The sequence below is a fragment of the Methylocapsa sp. S129 genome (assembly GCF_009765995.1).
Classification (GTDB): domain Bacteria; phylum Pseudomonadota; class Alphaproteobacteria; order Rhizobiales; family Beijerinckiaceae; genus Roseiarcus.
Genome location: NZ_LMUI01000048.1, coordinates 492,204 through 507,148, shown reverse-complemented (window position 1 = coordinate 507,148; position 14,945 = coordinate 492,204). Strand labels below are relative to the sequence as shown.

At 63.4% G+C, this 14,945-nt stretch carries 20 protein-coding genes; 7 read left to right on the top strand and 13 right to left on the bottom strand.

Annotation, left to right across the window (positions count from 1 at the left end):
* Positions 1-111: 111 nt before the first annotated feature.
* From GSQ90_RS27620 to rpsM, 10 genes are all read right to left on the bottom strand, one after another.
* The gene (locus tag GSQ90_RS27620; RefSeq protein WP_158818217.1) at positions 112-1,449 is read right to left on the bottom strand and encodes a DegQ family serine endoprotease; all 1,338 of its coding nucleotides are present in this window, start codon (positions 1,447-1,449) and stop codon (positions 112-114) included.
* 118 nt (positions 1,450-1,567) lie between these two features.
* Positions 1,568-2,347, bottom strand: coding sequence for a TerC family protein (locus tag GSQ90_RS27615; protein ID WP_158818151.1), 780 nt, complete (start codon positions 2,345-2,347; stop codon positions 1,568-1,570).
* A 131-nt stretch (positions 2,348-2,478) separates the two neighbouring features.
* The gene (locus tag GSQ90_RS27610) at positions 2,479-2,802 is read right to left on the bottom strand and encodes a DUF1476 domain-containing protein (RefSeq protein WP_158818150.1); all 324 of its coding nucleotides are present in this window, start codon (positions 2,800-2,802) and stop codon (positions 2,479-2,481) included.
* Between the two features lie 55 nt (positions 2,803-2,857).
* Positions 2,858-3,160: a hypothetical protein gene (locus tag GSQ90_RS27605; protein ID WP_158818216.1), complete on the bottom strand. Its 303-nt coding sequence runs from the start codon at positions 3,158-3,160 to the stop codon at positions 2,858-2,860.
* Positions 3,161-3,186: 26 nt separating this feature from the next.
* The gene (locus GSQ90_RS27600) at positions 3,187-3,648 is read right to left on the bottom strand and encodes a tellurite resistance TerB family protein (RefSeq protein WP_158818149.1); all 462 of its coding nucleotides are present in this window, start codon (positions 3,646-3,648) and stop codon (positions 3,187-3,189) included.
* Between the two features lie 264 nt (positions 3,649-3,912).
* Positions 3,913-4,308 carry a DUF4260 domain-containing protein gene (locus GSQ90_RS27595; protein ID WP_158818148.1) on the bottom strand — a complete coding sequence of 132 codons (396 nt, stop codon included), beginning with the start codon at positions 4,306-4,308 and terminating at the stop codon, positions 3,913-3,915.
* Positions 4,308-4,727 carry a 50S ribosomal protein L17 gene (gene rplQ / locus GSQ90_RS27590; protein WP_158818147.1) on the bottom strand — a complete coding sequence of 140 codons (420 nt, stop codon included), beginning with the start codon at positions 4,725-4,727 and terminating at the stop codon, positions 4,308-4,310. The genes GSQ90_RS27595 and rplQ overlap by 1 nt, the downstream gene beginning before the upstream one ends.
* Before the next feature lie 189 nt (positions 4,728-4,916).
* Positions 4,917-5,933: a DNA-directed RNA polymerase subunit alpha gene (locus GSQ90_RS27585; RefSeq protein ID WP_158818146.1), complete on the bottom strand. Its 1,017-nt coding sequence runs from the start codon at positions 5,931-5,933 to the stop codon at positions 4,917-4,919.
* A gap of 115 nt (positions 5,934-6,048) precedes the next feature.
* Positions 6,049-6,438: a 30S ribosomal protein S11 gene (gene rpsK, locus GSQ90_RS27580; protein WP_158818145.1), complete on the bottom strand. Its 390-nt coding sequence runs from the start codon at positions 6,436-6,438 to the stop codon at positions 6,049-6,051.
* Positions 6,439-6,499: 61 nt separating this feature from the next.
* On the bottom strand, positions 6,500-6,868 hold the full coding sequence (gene rpsM / locus GSQ90_RS27575; protein WP_158818144.1) for a 30S ribosomal protein S13: 369 nt from the start codon (positions 6,866-6,868) through the stop codon (positions 6,500-6,502).
* Between the two features lie 282 nt (positions 6,869-7,150).
* On the opposite strand from rpsM, the gene GSQ90_RS27570 reads away from it, so the two are divergent.
* The 4 genes from GSQ90_RS27570 (at position 7,151) to GSQ90_RS27555 (ending at position 9,902) form a co-directional block, all read left to right on the top strand.
* Positions 7,151-7,363: an AbrB/MazE/SpoVT family DNA-binding domain-containing protein gene (locus tag GSQ90_RS27570; protein ID WP_158818143.1), complete on the top strand. Its 213-nt coding sequence runs from the start codon at positions 7,151-7,153 to the stop codon at positions 7,361-7,363.
* Positions 7,363-7,746, top strand: a complete 384-nt coding sequence (locus GSQ90_RS27565; RefSeq protein ID WP_158818142.1) for a type II toxin-antitoxin system VapC family toxin — start codon at positions 7,363-7,365, stop codon at positions 7,744-7,746. Before GSQ90_RS27570 ends, GSQ90_RS27565 begins: the two co-directional genes overlap by 1 nt.
* A gap of 60 nt (positions 7,747-7,806) precedes the next feature.
* Positions 7,807-8,580, top strand: a complete 774-nt coding sequence (locus GSQ90_RS27560) for a class I SAM-dependent methyltransferase (RefSeq protein ID WP_158818141.1) — start codon at positions 7,807-7,809, stop codon at positions 8,578-8,580.
* A gap of 374 nt (positions 8,581-8,954) precedes the next feature.
* A complete protein-coding gene (locus tag GSQ90_RS27555) occupies positions 8,955-9,902 on the top strand; it encodes a phosphotransferase family protein (RefSeq protein WP_158818140.1) in 948 nt (315 codons plus the stop codon).
* Between the two features lie 32 nt (positions 9,903-9,934).
* On the opposite strand, the gene GSQ90_RS27550 is transcribed toward GSQ90_RS27555, so the two are convergent.
* The gene (locus tag GSQ90_RS27550) at positions 9,935-10,303 is read right to left on the bottom strand and encodes a nuclear transport factor 2 family protein (protein ID WP_158818139.1); all 369 of its coding nucleotides are present in this window, start codon (positions 10,301-10,303) and stop codon (positions 9,935-9,937) included.
* A gap of 50 nt (positions 10,304-10,353) precedes the next feature.
* Positions 10,354-11,070, bottom strand: a complete 717-nt coding sequence (locus tag GSQ90_RS27545) for a YafY family protein (protein ID WP_158818138.1) — start codon at positions 11,068-11,070, stop codon at positions 10,354-10,356.
* 284 nt (positions 11,071-11,354) lie between these two features.
* Between GSQ90_RS27545 and GSQ90_RS27540 the strand changes: the two genes are divergently transcribed.
* Positions 11,355-11,612, top strand: coding sequence for a type II toxin-antitoxin system prevent-host-death family antitoxin (locus GSQ90_RS27540; protein WP_158818137.1), 258 nt, complete (start codon positions 11,355-11,357; stop codon positions 11,610-11,612).
* Between the two features lie 92 nt (positions 11,613-11,704).
* On the opposite strand, the gene GSQ90_RS27535 is transcribed toward GSQ90_RS27540, so the two are convergent.
* Entirely contained in the window at positions 11,705-12,472 is a 768-nt protein-coding gene (locus GSQ90_RS27535; protein WP_158818136.1) for an SDR family NAD(P)-dependent oxidoreductase, read from the bottom strand.
* Between the two features lie 96 nt (positions 12,473-12,568).
* Between GSQ90_RS27535 and GSQ90_RS27530 the strand changes: the two genes are divergently transcribed.
* Together GSQ90_RS27530 and GSQ90_RS27525 are read left to right on the top strand one after the other, a co-directional pair.
* Positions 12,569-13,459 carry a LysR family transcriptional regulator gene (locus GSQ90_RS27530; RefSeq protein ID WP_158818135.1) on the top strand — a complete coding sequence of 297 codons (891 nt, stop codon included), beginning with the start codon at positions 12,569-12,571 and terminating at the stop codon, positions 13,457-13,459.
* Between the two features lie 157 nt (positions 13,460-13,616).
* Complete coding sequence (locus tag GSQ90_RS27525; protein ID WP_158818134.1) at positions 13,617-14,903, top strand: hypothetical protein; 1,287 nt, start codon at positions 13,617-13,619, stop codon at positions 14,901-14,903.
* The last annotated feature ends 42 nt before the right edge of the window (positions 14,904-14,945 follow it).

Below are 14,945 nucleotides of genomic sequence, written 5' to 3'. Positions count from 1 at the left end.
GAAGCTGAAGCTAAGAGCAATAGGTATTCTAGTAATGACCTGTCGTGGTGGGCGCTATTTTTCGATTAACAAAAGACGGACGCGCAGCAGCGCCAACCGTCGACGGCGCCCCTACCCCCCGATCACCGTCTGGATCACCTGGCCGCCGCGCTGGATCGTCAGCTTCCAGTAATTGGGGCGCGCGGCGGAGGCCTTTTCGAGATCGCGCGTCGTGGCGATCTTCTGGCCGTTGACGGCGAGGACGATGTCGCCTTTCTGCACGCCGACATTGGCCGCCGTCGTGCCTTCGGGAACCTCGGCGACGACCACGCCCTCATGCGCATTGGCGATCGACAATTCCTCGACGACGGCCGGCGAGATGTTGATCACCACCGCGCCCTGAAACGGCGACAGGGTCTTGATCGTGATCGCATCGCGCGGCGGCGTTTCGGGCGCCGCGATGAGTTTCAGCGGCAGCACGATTGTCTTGCCGTCGCGCTGGACGCCGAGCGAGGCGACGCCGCCGACCGGCCTTTCGCCGAGGCGAAAGCCGACGCCGCCGCTGTCCTCGACCTCCTGGCCGTCGATCGCGGTGATGACGTCGCCGCGCTTGAGACCCGCCTCCGCCGCCGGGCCGCCTTCGTCCAGGCTTGCGACAAGCGCGCCGACCGGGCGATCGAGGCCGATCGAATCGGCGATGTCCTTCGACACGTTCTGCAGCGAAGCGCCGAGCCAGGGCCGCTTGACCGCCTTGCCGCCGCCCTTGGCCGCCGCGACGACGCCCTTGACCATATTGACGGGGATGGCGAAGCCGATCCCCATGCTGCCGCCCGAGCGCGAATAGATCGCCGAATTGATGCCGACCAGCCGCCCGTTCAGATCGACGAGCGCACCGCCCGAATTGCCTGGATTGATCGCGGCGTCGGTCTGGATGAAGAAGCCGTAATCGCTGATGCCGGCCTGCGTGCGCGCCAGCGCCGAAATGATCCCCTGCGTCACCGTCTGGCCGACGCCGAAGGGATTGCCGATGGCGATGACGAAATCGCCGACTTCGATCGCGTCGGAATCGCCAAGCTCAAGCACCGGGAATGTCTCGTCGCCCTTGATCCTGAGCACCGCCAGATCCGTGCGCGGATCGCGCAGCACGATTTCGGCCTCGAATTCGCGATGGTCGGATAGTGCGACCTTCACCTCCGTCATGCCCTCGATGACATGGTGATTGGTGACGACGAGGCCGCTCGAATCGACGATGACGCCCGAGCCGAGCGACTGGGCCGTGCGCGCGTTCTCGCCCTGGCCGCCAAAGAACCGGCGAAAGATCGGGTCGTCGAACATGGGATTGGACGCCCGCGTCTCGACCCGCGAGGCGTAGACATTGACGACCGCCGGCTGCGCCTTTTTCACCACCGGCGCGAAAGACAGATGCACTTCGCCGGGGCTTTGCGGAACGACCTTCTGCGCATCCGCCATGGTCGGGCCGACGAGAACAGCCAGAACGGCGACAATCAAGAAACGAAGCAAAGCTCACCTCCAGCAAAATGCTTGCGCCAGATATAGGGCGGCCCGTCGACCGGCGCAAAACCGCGCCTCACGGCTTGCCGGCGTCGCCGGGCCGCAACGCGTTCTCCGACGCTGCGCTCGCAGAACCGCCCGGGCGCTTCTTGCGCCGCCCGGCGGCGAGTTGATTCAAAGCCTCGATGACAATCGAGAAGCCGATCGCCGCGTAGACATAGCCTTTGGGCACTTCGAATCCGGCGCCGTCGGCGACCAAAGTCATGCCGATCAGCAGCAGGAAGCTCAGCGCCAGCATTTTCACTGTCGGATGGCGCTCGATAAAAACGGAGAGCGGCCCCGCGGCTGCGAGCATGATCGCCACGGCGACGACGATCGCCGCCGCCATCACCCAAAACTCATTGGCCATGCCGACCGCCGTGATCACGCTGTCAAGCGAAAACACCATATCGAGCAACATGATCTGCACGACAATCCTGCCGAAACTGCCGCGCTTGCCGCCCGCCTCCTCATGCGCATCGTCGCCTTCGAGCCGGTGATGGATCTCGGTTGTGCCCTTGTAGAGCAGGAAGAAGCCGCCGACGATCAGGATGATGTCCCGCCAGGAGAAAGCGTGGCCGAAGAGTTCGAACAATGGCGCGGTGAGCCCGATGATCCAGGCGATGGAGGCGAGCAGCGCAAGGCGGGCGACGAGCGCCAGCCCCAGCCCGACCCGCCGCCCGCGACTGCGAAGTTCCGGCGGCAGCCGCCCGGCGAGGATCGCCACAAACACCAGATTATCGATGCCGAGTACGATTTCGAGCGCGGTCAGCGTGAACAGGCTCGCCCATATCTGCGGATCGCTCAGCCAGTGCATGCTCAACCTTTCGATACGTCTGGCCTAGTGGGTACGTCTGTGAAATTGATGAGGCGTTGGAAGTTCCCTCCCCCCTTGTGGGGGAGGGAATATTGGCGTCCTTCAATTTCACTGACGCACACCACCAGCTTCTATCGTTCGGTAAGCTGCTTGTAAGCTTCCGTGGCGGCGCGCGCCAGTTCGGCGCGCAATTCGGTCTGGGAGACGCCGACGCCTTTGGCGGCGAAATCATCGTGCAATTTCTTGATGACGTCGTCGTCGCCCGGCGCCTGGAAATCCGCGGCGACAATGGTTTGGGCATAAGTTTCCGCGGCCTCGCCGGCGGGCAGGCCCAGCCGCTCGGCGGCCCATAGGCCGAGCAGCTTGTTGCGCCGGGCGGCGACGCGGAACGACAGTTCCTGGTCGCGCACGAACTGGGCTTCAAAGCCTTTTTGCCGTTCTTCGAAACTATTCATGAATGATGCTCCTTGATTGCGATGAGAACTTTTGGACTGAAGCCGAGCCGCGCGCTCAGCGCAGCAAATGGGGCCAGCGCCGCTCGATCCAATCGAGAACGCGGCCGCGGGCGCGCCTGAGCGGCGGCGCGTCTTCGGCCAGCAGCGCGAGACCCAGCGGCAGCATCCAAAGCCCGAGGACGGGGAGAATGCTGAGCAGGCCGCCGCAGATCAGCAGCAATCCAGCCGGAATTCGCGCCCAGCGCGAAGAAGGGCGGCGCAGCCAATGCGTCGCCATCCGCAGACGGCGCGGCAGCCGCGCGATCAATAGCGCGAGCCGCGGATCGTCCGGCTCCACGTACTGGATCGTCGACGCCATAGCGGGGGCGTTCGAGGCAGCGCCGCTCATCTTACGCGCCCGACATGATGGAGGCTGCGCGACGATGGCGCGCCGAGCGCGATATGGATGAGTTGCAGAAAGCGAATTTCGCGGTCGTGGAGATAGCCGTCGGCCGTGGCGACCTCCCGCCCGGCGGCGATCGCCAGGCGCGCCGGCCAGCGACCGGCGAATCGTCCGAGTCGGTCGACCGCCGCCTTGGCGGCGCTATATCTTTCAAATTGCCGGAGACGGCGTCGGAAGGCGGCGAGGATTTCACGACGCGTGAAGATGGACAGGAAGCCGTACCGATCCATGAAGTTCACCAGCGCGTCACGCTCGGCGGGCGCGACCCGGCCGTCGGCGCATGCGACCAGCGCGCCCGCTGTCGTGACCACGTCCAGCGCTTCGCTCGCGCGTTCGTCGCGCGGCGCGGCCACGCGCGCGGCGCGCGTCACATTCCTTCGGTCGTGAACGTTTCGATTTAGCATATCAGCTCCTCTTGGCGGCGCGCCGGCGCGGCTGAGGAACTCGATCGATTTGTGCGGGGAATTTCTGATCGTCTGGCCCCGCGCGATCGACCGGTCCTCGCGCGCGAGCGCAAGACAACACGGCGATCCGACATCGCAGGGTTAACCGACCGAGGTCGGCATCCCTGCCAGAGGGGCCCGGATCATTCGTTGTCTATGAGTTAGGGGCCGGAAGCAGGCATTCAAGAGGAGCGCCCCTGTTTTCGAAGGGGCGGCGGTCAGCGCCTAGCCGGATTTGCCGATGCGTCCGAGATGGGTGTCGTTGAAAGCTGTGGCGTATTTCAGGCCGTAGCCCAGCGCACGGTCGGCGCCGACATGGGCGAGCCAGATGAGGGCGAGGCGTTCGCCTAGATCCCAGCCGAGCCAGGCGGCGAGCGCGATGAGGGCCAGCGGCCCCAGCGTCGAGTGAACCGCATTATAGGCGATGGCGCCGGCGCGGGTGGAAACGGGATAGGCGATGAACGACAGATCGGGCGCAAGGAACAGAACGGCGAACCACAACCACGATCCCTCGAACCGCGCATAGAAAAAGGCGGCGCCGATCAGCAGCGCCGCCCCTTCCAGTTTCAAAATCAGTTTGGGGACGCCGGCGACGGCGCCCGAAGACGGCGCCGCGTCCATCAGTCCTCGGCCGACGCCCTCTTGTCCTGCGCGGGGCCTGAATCCTTGCCCTTCGCCTCGACATCGCGGTCGACGAATTCGATCACCGCCATCGGCGCATTGTCGCCCGGGCGGAAGCCGGCCTTCATGACTCTGAGATAGCCGCCGTTGCGGGTCTTGTAGCGCGGCCCCAGCACGTCGATCAGCTTCTTGACGAGATCGGCGTCGCGCAGGCGCGAGATCGCCTGGCGGCGCGCATGCAGATCGCCGCGCTTGCCGAGCGTGACAAGCTTCTCGACGACGGGACGCAGGTCTTTGGCCTTGGGTAGCGTCGTGAGGATCTGTTCGTGCTTGATCAAGGCCTGCGCCATATTGGCGAACATGGCCTTGCGGTGCTCGGCGGTCCGATTGAACCGCCGCAATTTATGTCCATGGTACATCGCGGCTCTCCTGTTTTTGCGGCCGCCGTGCCAAGGAACGGCCGTCGTTTTAATTCCCCTTCTCCCGCTTCGCGGGAGAAAGTAGAGTGAGGGCGTTGGCTATAGGGCGTGAACCCTGGCGAGGCCCTCATCCGACCTCGCTTCGCGAGGCCACCTTCTCCCGCGAAGCGGGAGAAGGGTCTGCCTTTCCTAGTAATGCTCTTCGAAACGCTTGGCCAGGTCTTCGATATTCTCGGGCGGCCAGCCCGACACTTCCATGCCGAGATGCAGGCCCATCTGGGCGAGCACTTCCTTGATCTCGTTGAGCGACTTGCGTCCGAAATTCGGAGTGCGCAGCATTTCGGCTTCCGACTTCTGGATGAGGTCGCCGATATAGGTGATGTTGTCGTTCTTCAGGCAATTGGCCGAGCGCACCGACAATTCGAGTTCGTCGACCTTCTTGAGCAGAGCCGGATTGAAGGCGAGCTCGGGGATCGACTGGGCCGCCTCTTCGCGGCGCGGCTCTTCGAAATTGACGAAGACGTTAAGCTGGTCCTGCATGATGCGCGCGGCATAGGCGAGCGCGTCCTCGGGGGCGAGCGCCCCGTTGGTCTCGATCGTCATCGTCAGCTTGTCCTTGTCGAGATCCTGGCCCTCGCGGGTGTTCTCGACGCGGTAGGAGACTTTGCGCACCGGCGAGAACAGGCTGTCGATCGGCATCAGGCCGATCGGCGAATCCTCGGCGCGGTTGCGATCGGCGGGGACATAACCCTTGCCGGTCGTCACGGTGAATTCGAAGCGGATTTCCGCGCCTTCGTCGAGCGTGCAGATGACGAGGTTCGGGTTAAGGATCTGGATGTCGCCGGTGGTCTGGATTTCGCCAGCCGTCACCGCGCCGGGGCCGTTGCGCTTGAGCACCAGGCGCTTGGGTCCCTCGCCCTGCATCTTGACCGCGATATCCTTGACGTTGAGCACGATGTCGACGACATCTTCGCGCACGCCGGGGATCGACGAGAATTCATGCAGCACGCCGTCGATATGGATCGAGGTGATCGCGGCGCCCTGCAGCGACGACAGCAAGATGCGGCGCAGCGAATTGCCGAGCGTCTGGCCAAAGCCGCGCTCCAGCGGCTCGGCGACGACAGTCGCAAAGCGGCGGGGATCGTCGCCATGCACGACTTCGAGTTTCTTGGGCTTGATGAGTTCTTGCCAGTTCTTCTGAATCACTTGGATCGCCTTCCATTCGTCGAGGCCGGGACGAATTCCCCAGCCCTCCGCGGATGCACAGTTTAAGAAAGCGCGCTGCGGCCTCGCGCTTCGCTGGGATTATAGAAGCAGCGGATCAGACGCGCCGACGCTTGCGCGGGCGGCAGCCGTTATGCGGGATCGGCGTCACGTCGCGGATCGAGGTGACGTTGAAGCCCGCCGCCTGGATCGCGCGCAAAGCCGATTCGCGCCCCGAGCCCGGCCCGGAAACCTCGACCTCGAGCATGCGCATGCCATGTTCGGAGGCTTTCTTGACCGCGTCCTCGGCGGCCATCTGGGCGGCGAAGGGCGTCGATTTGCGCGAGCCCTTGAAGCCCATCGTGCCGGCCGACGACCAGGAGATCGTATTGCCCTGCGCGTCGGTGATGGTGATCATCGTATTGTTGAACGTCGAATTCACATGGGCGACGCCCGAAACGATATTCTTGCGTTCTTTCCGGCGGACGCGGGTCGCTTCCTTAGCCATTGATCAGTCCTTAGCAGCGCCAGCGGCGCGAAATGGAGAAAACCTTAAAGCGATCCAGCCGTCACTTCTTCTTGCCGGCGATGGCTTTGGCCTTGCCCTTGCGGGTGCGGGCGTTGGTGTGCGTGCGCTGGCCATGCACGGGCAAGCCGCGACGATGGCGAAGGCCGCGATAGGCGCCCAGATCCATCAGGCGCTTGATATTGATCGCCACTTCGCGGCGCAGGTCGCCCTCGACCTGATAATCGCGATCGATCGTCTCTCTGATCTGCAGCACTTCCGAATCGGTCAATTGGGCGACGCGACGATCGGCGGGGATATGCACCTTCTCGCAAATCTCCTCGGCCTTTTTGGCGCCGATGCCATGGATATATTGAAGCGCGATGACGACGCGCTTGTTGGTCGGAATATTGACGCCTGCTATACGAGCCAAACTCTTTCTCCATATGGCCGCGCCGAAGCGCGGGGCTGAAAGGCCCGCGACGTCCGGTGGAGGCCGGCCCTTGCGCGGGTTCCCAAACGCAAACGAGCCCGGTCGCACAAAGCGGCGCCGGGACCCAGAAACCATTCGGGATGGCGGCTATGTAGTCGGTCGCGGACCGCGCGTCAACCAGAGGATTGAACCTCGTCAGCCCAAGCGCGGCTTCGCCGGGTTGGAATCGGCGGTCCCCGGTGCTATTCTTACGATATCTCGATCGATATATGAGGGTAAGAAATGGTTGCGACCGCCACGCTTTCCAGCAAATTCCAGATATCCATCCCGAAAGCCGTGCGCGAGGCGCAGGCATGGCAGGCCGGTCAGGTCTTCGTTTTCATCCCGAAGGGCGGCGGCGTTCTGTTGGCGCCCGTCCCGCATCGCGACGCGCTGACCGGCATCGCTGGGGGCGCCGACCCAAAGGGCTATCGCGACAGGGACGATCGCTATTGATGCGCGTGTTCGACACATCGGCGTGGATCGAGAAGTTCATCGGCAGCGCGCTTGGATTGCGGCTCGACGCGGAACTGCCGGACGCGGCGCAATGCATCGTCCCCACCATCGTCCAACTTGAACTCGCCAAATGGCTCGCGCGCGAGCGCTCCGAAGACGTGGCCGATCTGGCGATAGCGTATACGCTCACTTGCGTCGTCGTTCCGCTCGATACGGCGCTGGCGTTCAGCGCCGCCGAGCTTTGCAAGCGCCATAAGCTCTCGACCGCCGACGCCATCGTCTACGCCACGGCTTTGGCTGGCCAAGCGGCGCTGGTGACCTGCGACGCCCATTTCGAAGACCTGCCCGGCGTGCTCTATTTCGCTAGGGAGAATCGAGCGTGAGACTTGCAGGTCGGTCGCCAGATGCGCTTGCCGGCGGAATAATTTGGGAAGGCAAACGGCATGGAACAGCGCTTCACCTTCGACAAGATCGCCTCGCTCTACGACGCCGCGCGCCCCGATTATCCCGACGCCCTCTTCAGCGATGTCGCCGCGCTGGCGAATCTGGGGCCCGGCGACGCCATTCTTGAGGTCGGCTGCGGCACGGGGCGGGCGACGCAGGGCTTTGCGCGCTTAGGTCTGCCCATCCTCGCGCTGGACCCGGGGCCGGCGCTTCTCGATGTCGCGCGCCAACGGCTCGGCGCTTTCTCCAACGTGCGTTTCGCGGAGGCGACTTTCGAAGCGTGGCCGCTCGAGCCCGGCGCCTTCACGCTGGTCGCCGCCGCGCAAAGCTGGCACTGGGTCGCGCCCGACGTACGTTTCGCCAAAGCGGCGGCGGCGCTCAAACCCGGCGGCTTTCTCGCTGTGTTCGGCAATGTGTCGATGCCGCTCCCCGGCCCGCTCGGGGAAGCGATCGACCATCTCTATGCGCGCTACGCGCCGCGCCTGCTGCAGGATCCGCCGGGAGACTGGTATGGGCCGGGCGGGGTCCTCGCCAAGATATTCAGCGAAGCGGAGCGTTTCGGCCCCGCGACGCATAAAAGCTATCCGTGGACGCGAACGCACGATGCGTCGAGCTACGTCGACCTCCTGCGCACCCGTTCCGACTGCCAGATCCTCGAACCCGCCCAGCGCGACGCGCTGACCGCCGCCGTCGCGGCGGCGATCGAGGCGCATGGCGGCGCGTTCAAGGCGAGCTATGAGGCGCATCTGTATTTGGCGCAGCGCGCGGGGTAGGAGCGCGACCGCGGAACGACACTCTGGTGGCACGAATATAGGAACCCTGACCGTCATGTCCTTGCTTGTCAGGTTGCCGCGCAGTTGAGAATTGGCATCCCTTGGAGATGCCTGAGATGGTAACGGAGCGAAAGGGATCGCGCCTCAGCGGACGCGGATTATGACGAAGAGGTTAGAGCGCCGGAATCCCTCCCCCCTTGTGGGGGAGGGTTAGGGAGGGGGGTCGCGCCGACCTATCAGATTGGAGCGCAATCCTTTTATCGGCAAGGTCTGCGCGACCCCCCATCCCGACCTTCCCCCACAAGGGGGGAAGGGGAAAGCAGACGCCCTTTCAATTTGGTTGATACAGGCTTCGAGTTTCGGAGATTCATCCTGTGGAGAAGGAAACCGCGCCGAGCGCGGAACTGGCCGCTGCGATCGCTGAGCGCGTGATCGGCTGCGCGCCCGTCGCGGTTCGCCGATTCACGACTGGCGCACAGCATTATGTCTTCGACGTTGCGTTCGCGGACCGGCCGTCCGTTGTCGCCCGTATCGGCGGGCCGTCGGCCCATTCATTGATGGCCGGCGCGCTGCACCTCTCAGGTTTGCTCAAGCCGCGCGGCGCGCCGTTGCCGGCGATCCTGGCTGAAGACGTTCAAGCAGAGTTCCCGTGGCTGCTGCTGGAGCGCTTGCCTGGAACGGACCTTGGCGCCTGCATCGACGGCCTATCGGACAGGCAACTTGATCAGATCGCCGCCAGAGTGGCCCACGCTCAGGCCATCACGGCAAAGACGGGCTCGGCCGGGCGCTACGGCTATGCGGCCCGGCCGGAACAGGCGCCCTATGCCGCATGGTCGCACGTGCTCGCCGCCAATCTTGCCCGGTCGCGCGAGCGCATCGCCTTCGCCGGCCTGTTCGATATCGGGCCGGTCGCACGCGCTGAAACCGCGCTCGCCGCCCTTCGCGATGGAATCGACCAGATTGCGCCAACGCCCTTCCTGCACGACACCACGACCAAAAACGTCATCGTGACGGCCGAGGGCGTCTTTTCCGGCATCGTCGATGTCGACGATCTGTGCTTTGGCGACCCGCGCTATGCCGCCGCGCTGACGCTGGCGTCGCTGATGGGTTATGGCGGGCCCGTCGGCTATGTGTCCGCCTGGTCGCGGCATGCGGGATGGCCGGACGACCGCCTGTTCCGGTTCTATGTCGCGATCTTCCTGCTGGACCTGATGAGCGAACATGGCCACGCGTTCAACGGCAATGAGCGCGCTTCGACGCCCGAGGCGCGGGCGTCATTGCTCGGCGCGTTCGAAGAGACCATAAAGCTCGTCCGGTCATGACGCGAGCCGGCGCCAGCCGAACGCGCGACGCCTCAAGCGAGGGTCTTGTTCGCAATGATGATCAATTGCGTGATCCGATCGTTCCGGATGCTGAAATAATAGGTCAGGATCAACGGGTCGGGCAGGTTGGTCTTGTCGAAATCGCCGTCGACGCGGGCGTGCAGGACGATGTCGCCGCGCTGATCGTAGGCGCGTTCGACTTTCAGCGTGACATTGTCGCCGAATATTTCCTTGTCAGCCCAGGCGCGAATGGCGTCGCGCCCGAGGAACTCGCGCTTGGCGTCGTTCACCAAGGCGTCCGGCGCGAACGTCGCCATCAGCGCATCCGGATCGTGATTGTTATGCGCGGCGACGTGGCTGGAGCTGAGCCGCGGCAGGGTTTGGGTGATGTCGTTGAGCATGGCTGTTCCCTCTCGAAGGTTGATGGGAACAGATTAGGCCGACCCTCCTGTCAGTTTCTGTCAGGAGTGAATTCCCCAGCCTGATCGCGATTCATCTGGCTTCGCCATTTCCGCACAAGCTGGCCGCGGCGGCCCGGATAAAGCCCGCCGGTCTCCTCAGCCGAGCCGATGCGATCGGTGCGGAACATGCGATAGGCCTGCCGCATCTCGCACCAGGCGAGGAGAACGCGCGCCTCGTTCGTGAACCCCAAGGCGAGCGGCCAGACAATGCGCTCCGTCGACGCGCCGTTCGCCGCCTGATAGGCGATGCGCAGCTTGGCCTGGGCGCGAATGGCGGCGCGAAAAGCGGTCAGCGGCACGGCATTGTCGGGATAGCCCCGGCCTCTGGGCCCCGGCAGCGAGATCGGGCTAAGCATCGCCTCTTTCGCGGCGGTCGAAAGAATGGCGGCGATCTTCGCCGAGGCGCGCGCCGCCGCCTCGCGGAGCGCGCCATCGCCGCGCTGGTCGACATAGCGCAGTCCGAGCACGACAGCCTCAGTCTCGTCGTCGCTCAGCATCAGCGGCGGCAGGAACAGGCCCGGCCGCAAGACATAGCCGACGCCCGCCTCCCCATAGATCGGCGCTCCCTGCGCCGACAGTTCGGCGACGTCGCGATAGAGGGTGCGTTCGGAAACGCCAAGCTCGGCGGCGAGCGACGCCGCCGTGACCGGCTGCGTCTTGCCGCGCAGGATTTGCAGCAGCTCAAGAAGACGCGTCGTTCGCGCCATACGGCAGGGGCTCCGGTCGGGACGGCAATGGGTTTCGAAGACAGTTTATACGCTTTTCCTGACAGAAAATGGCAGGAGCGCGAAGATGCGGCCCCGACAACACCGCCGCGCCTCCCTTCTCCCGCCTTTGGCGAGAAGGTGGCCTTTGCGTAAGCAAAGGTCGGATGAGGGCGGTTCGGCTGGGCGCCACCCGCCAAGTGCGCTCCGACCGGTCAAGGCTTGCGCGCGAAGGCATTTCAATCCAGTCCTTCAACGAACCGCAACTTGACGAGATAGAACCGTCCATGAACCGCTGGCCCGTTCACGAAGCAAAAGCGCGTTTCACCGAGCTTCTCGAGACATGCCTGAAGCACGGCCCGCAAGTGGTGACGAGAGACGGCGCGGAGATCGCGGTGCTCGCGCCTGTCGACGAATGGCTCGACCTCCAGCAATCCGCGCGCCCTACCCTCAAGGAGTTGCTGCTGGCCGAGAAGCCCCGCGCGAACATCCCTGTCCTGAAGCGCGGCCAGCAAAGGCGGCGTCAAGCGCCGCGCTTTGACTGAACGGCCGCAAACCAGCAACCGTCACGACCTCTGGATTGCTTCGCTCCGCTCGCAATGACGGTGGCGCCTTGCAAGCTGAGGCGAGCCTCCGATCAGATCGCCATGCCGCCCGAGACCTCGATGCGCTGGGCGTTGATCCAGCGGTTGTCTTCGGACAGCAGCGAGGCGATCATCGGGCCGATGTCGTCGGGCAGGCCGGCGCGGCCGAGCGCGGTCATGTCGGCGACGCGCTTGTTCAGGTCGGGATTGTCGCGGACCATGCCGCCGCTGAAATCGGTCGCGATGGCGCCGGGGGCCACGGTATTGACGGCGATCCGGCGCGGCGCCAGTTCCTTTGCGAGATAGCGGGTGAGAACCTCGATCGCGCCTTTCATCGAGGCGTAGGAGGCGCTTCCCGGCATGGCGAAGCGCGTGAGGCCCGACGAGATCGTGACGATGCGGCCGCCGTCCTCGATCAGCGGCAGAAGTTTTTGCGTCAGGAAGAACACGCCCTTGAAGTGGACGTTGTAGAGGCCGTCCAGCTCTTCCTCGGTCGTCTTTTCGAAGGCGTTATGGTGCGACGTGCCGGCGTTGTTGACGAGATAGTCGAAACGCTCGCGCCCCCATGTGTCGCGCAGGGCGCTCTTCAGCGTCTGGGCGAAGCGGTCGAACGTCGCCACCGCGCCGGTGTCGAGCCGCAGCGCGACCGCCTTGCGTCCTTCGGCTTCGACGGCCGCGACGACCGCGCGCGCTTCGTCGGCGCGCGAATGGTACGTGATCACCGAATCGACGCCCTTGCGGGCGAGGCTTTCGGCGGTGTTGCGGCCGAGGCCGCGGCTGCCGCCGGTGATGAAGGCGATTTTCTGCGTCTGGTTGGCCATGTCCCGATCCTCTTGTTGGATTGACAGCGATATAGCCTCGCCAATAAATCGAACAATTGTCCGATTTTGATATCTAAGTTCCAGAAAGGCGAACAATTGGACAGGTTCGACAGCATGCGTCTGCTGGTCCGCGTCGTGGAGCGGCAAAGCTTCAGCGCGGCGGCGTCCGATCTTGGCGTTCCCCGATCAAGCGCGACCACGGCGATCCGGCAATTCGAGGAGCGGCTGGGCGTTCGTCTGTTGCAGAGGACGACCCGCCACGTCACGCCGACGCTGGAGGGCGACATCTATTACCGGCGCTGCAAGGCGATCCTTGCCGAGATCGAGGACGCCGACGCGGCGCTGGCGGGCAGCGAGATTCGTGGGCTGCTGCGCATCGACGTGCACGGCCCGATGGCGCGCAACTTCATCCTTCCCGAACTGCCGGCCTTCCTCGAGCGCCATCCCGCTTTGACGCTCCATATCGGCGAGGGCGACCGCTTCGTCGATATCGTGCGGGAAGGCTATGATTGCGTCATCCGCGGCGGCGAAATCGCCGACAGCGACATGATCGTGCGCAGGCTGGGTCTGACGCAGGAAGCGACATTCGCGAGCCCCGCCTATCTCAAGCGGCGCGGCGCGCCGCGCACGATGGAGGATCTCGAAAGCCACGAGATGATCGGCTTCGCCTCGTCGCGGACAGGACAGGTGCTGCCGCTCGAATTCACCGTGGCGGGCGAGGTGTGCGAAGTGACGCTGCCCTACCGCATCACCGTGACCAATTCTGAAACCTACGCCGCTTTGGCCCGCCTCGGTTTCGGCCTGATGCAGGCGCCCCGCTTTCGCTACGCCGACGACCTCGCGACGGGCGCGCTGGTCGAGGTGCTGCGCGATCATCCGCCCTCGCCGATGCCGATCTCAGTGCTCTACCCCAAGAGCCGCCAGCTTTCGCCGCGGGTGAGGGTTTTCATCGACTGGCTGGTCGAGGTGCTCGCGCCATGGCTTTGAAGGGTGGGGGGCGGCGAGGGTTGCCTGAAGGAAACGCCGCTGTCCGGAAGCTCGCGCGCGCCGATATCGCTGTCCCGAGGCGCGGCCAATAGCGTAGACGTGGGCCGCTGTCTCTCGACTATGCGGCAGCGCCGCGATGCAGTAGTAGGCTATGGCAATGGCAAATCTCTTACGCCTGTCCGAACATCCATTGAGCCAACAATGGCTTGCCCTTTTCCGTACAAGTGAAGATCGCGCGGCCGCTGCACAATTGTTGAATCTCCTTAAGCTGGTATCCGCGCGAGAATTTGAAACAGGTATCGAGCGAGCACTCGCCGATTTGCAGCGCCGGATCAATGCAACAATTGCGGTCTACCCGATTGCTCCGCCGCTGCCGGGTGAAATCATCGGTTACGATCCATTCGTGGGCGGCATAGCGCGGCATGCCGAGGCAGATTCTCGAAACGTCGGCAAACGGCGCAAATACGGAAGTGAGGATCGCGTCGGACATTTGCTTGCAAAGCTTCAGGCCCAGTTTGGTTCCGGCAAAAGCCATTCAAGCATCGAATGCAATCCGACACTGACACAACTAAAGACTCAGGGCATTCGGCATATAGTACTCGTGGACGACGTGTGTGGTAGTGGCAAGCGCATTACAGACTACTGGCGCGTCGTTCCCAACCGAATCAAGAGTTTGCTGTCGCTCAAGCGCTATGAACTTTGGATTGTTCTGTACGCGATAACCAGCTCGGGTCGCACGGCGTTAACAGTGGCGATGCCCAACTTCCCAATTGCTGACCATTTGATCACGGTGTTGCCCGACGTAGATATTCAAAAACTACTGCCCCCGAGTGTAATCGAGCTATGTGGGAACTACGCTAAATTAATTGGGCGAGAATCGTCAGCGCTCGGATATCGAGGAAGCGCATGTCCTGTTGTTTTCGAGCATGGTTGCCCTAATAACTTACCGGCGATTTTATGGGCGGACCGTGGGGATTGGAAAGGGCTATTTCCAAATCGCGCCGTCCCCACTGACATGCGTTCCTGCTTCGACGAAAACGGCACGATCCGGGCTATAGAAAGCCTTTGGCGGATCAACCAGCGGAAGCTGGCTTTGAGCCTACTTGATGCTCTCGACCGTATCATTCCGCTGAATCTCCGGAGGAGGATGATGCTGAGCCTGCTTGGGCTGTGCCTCAGAGGAGTGCCCGAGACTGAGCTTCCCAGACGACTATTGGTGAGCAATGCAGAGTGTCAGAAATTGCTTCGTTCCGCCGCGAGGACTGGACTGTATGACAATAACACGTCACAAATCACTCCTCTGGGTAGGGAGTTTGTAGTTCGCTTTCGTGCGCGCTTCGGAGATGCAAACCGATCAAAACCAGTTGGCAAAGATCCCGCAAAGTATTATCCTCAACAATGTGAAGGGGAATTTCGAAAACTTGGCAAAACCGATCGGAGTTAAAGGCCCGACGGTACCAACGGAATTGCAGTGATGCAACTCCGA

What these genes read in the sequence shown, in the direction of transcription:
- GSQ90_RS27535 (WP_158818136.1), bottom strand. Translation starts at nt 12,472, where the DNA reads ATGGCCAACCAGACGCAGAAAATCGCCTTCATCACCGGCGGCAGCCGC.
- GSQ90_RS27595 (WP_158818148.1), bottom strand. Translation starts at nt 4,308, where the DNA reads ATGGACGCGGCGCCGTCTTCGGGCGCCGTCGCCGGCGTCCCCAAACTG.
- GSQ90_RS27620 (WP_158818217.1), bottom strand. Translation starts at nt 1,449, where the DNA reads ATGGCGGATGCGCAGAAGGTCGTTCCGCAAAGCCCCGGCGAAGTGCAT.
- GSQ90_RS27570 (WP_158818143.1), top strand. Translation starts at nt 7,151, where the DNA reads ATGGTTGCGACCGCCACGCTTTCCAGCAAATTCCAGATATCCATCCCG.
- GSQ90_RS27560 (WP_158818141.1), top strand. Translation starts at nt 7,807, where the DNA reads ATGGAACAGCGCTTCACCTTCGACAAGATCGCCTCGCTCTACGACGCC.
- GSQ90_RS27550 (WP_158818139.1), bottom strand. Translation starts at nt 10,303, where the DNA reads ATGCTCAACGACATCACCCAAACCCTGCCGCGGCTCAGCTCCAGCCAC.
- GSQ90_RS27565 (WP_158818142.1), top strand. Translation starts at nt 7,363, where the DNA reads ATGCGCGTGTTCGACACATCGGCGTGGATCGAGAAGTTCATCGGCAGC.
- GSQ90_RS27540 (WP_158818137.1), top strand. Translation starts at nt 11,355, where the DNA reads ATGAACCGCTGGCCCGTTCACGAAGCAAAAGCGCGTTTCACCGAGCTT.
- GSQ90_RS27615 (WP_158818151.1), bottom strand. Translation starts at nt 2,347, where the DNA reads ATGCACTGGCTGAGCGATCCGCAGATATGGGCGAGCCTGTTCACGCTG.
- GSQ90_RS27605 (WP_158818216.1), bottom strand. Translation starts at nt 3,160, where the DNA reads ATGGCGTCGACGATCCAGTACGTGGAGCCGGACGATCCGCGGCTCGCG.
- GSQ90_RS27610 (WP_158818150.1), bottom strand. Translation starts at nt 2,802, where the DNA reads ATGAATAGTTTCGAAGAACGGCAAAAAGGCTTTGAAGCCCAGTTCGTG.
- GSQ90_RS27525 (WP_158818134.1), top strand. Translation starts at nt 13,617, where the DNA reads ATGGCAAATCTCTTACGCCTGTCCGAACATCCATTGAGCCAACAATGG.
- rpsK (WP_158818145.1), bottom strand. Translation starts at nt 6,438, where the DNA reads ATGGCTAAGGAAGCGACCCGCGTCCGCCGGAAAGAACGCAAGAATATC.
- GSQ90_RS27600 (WP_158818149.1), bottom strand. Translation starts at nt 3,648, where the DNA reads ATGCTAAATCGAAACGTTCACGACCGAAGGAATGTGACGCGCGCCGCG.
- GSQ90_RS27545 (WP_158818138.1), bottom strand. Translation starts at nt 11,070, where the DNA reads ATGGCGCGAACGACGCGTCTTCTTGAGCTGCTGCAAATCCTGCGCGGC.
- rplQ (WP_158818147.1), bottom strand. Translation starts at nt 4,727, where the DNA reads ATGTACCATGGACATAAATTGCGGCGGTTCAATCGGACCGCCGAGCAC.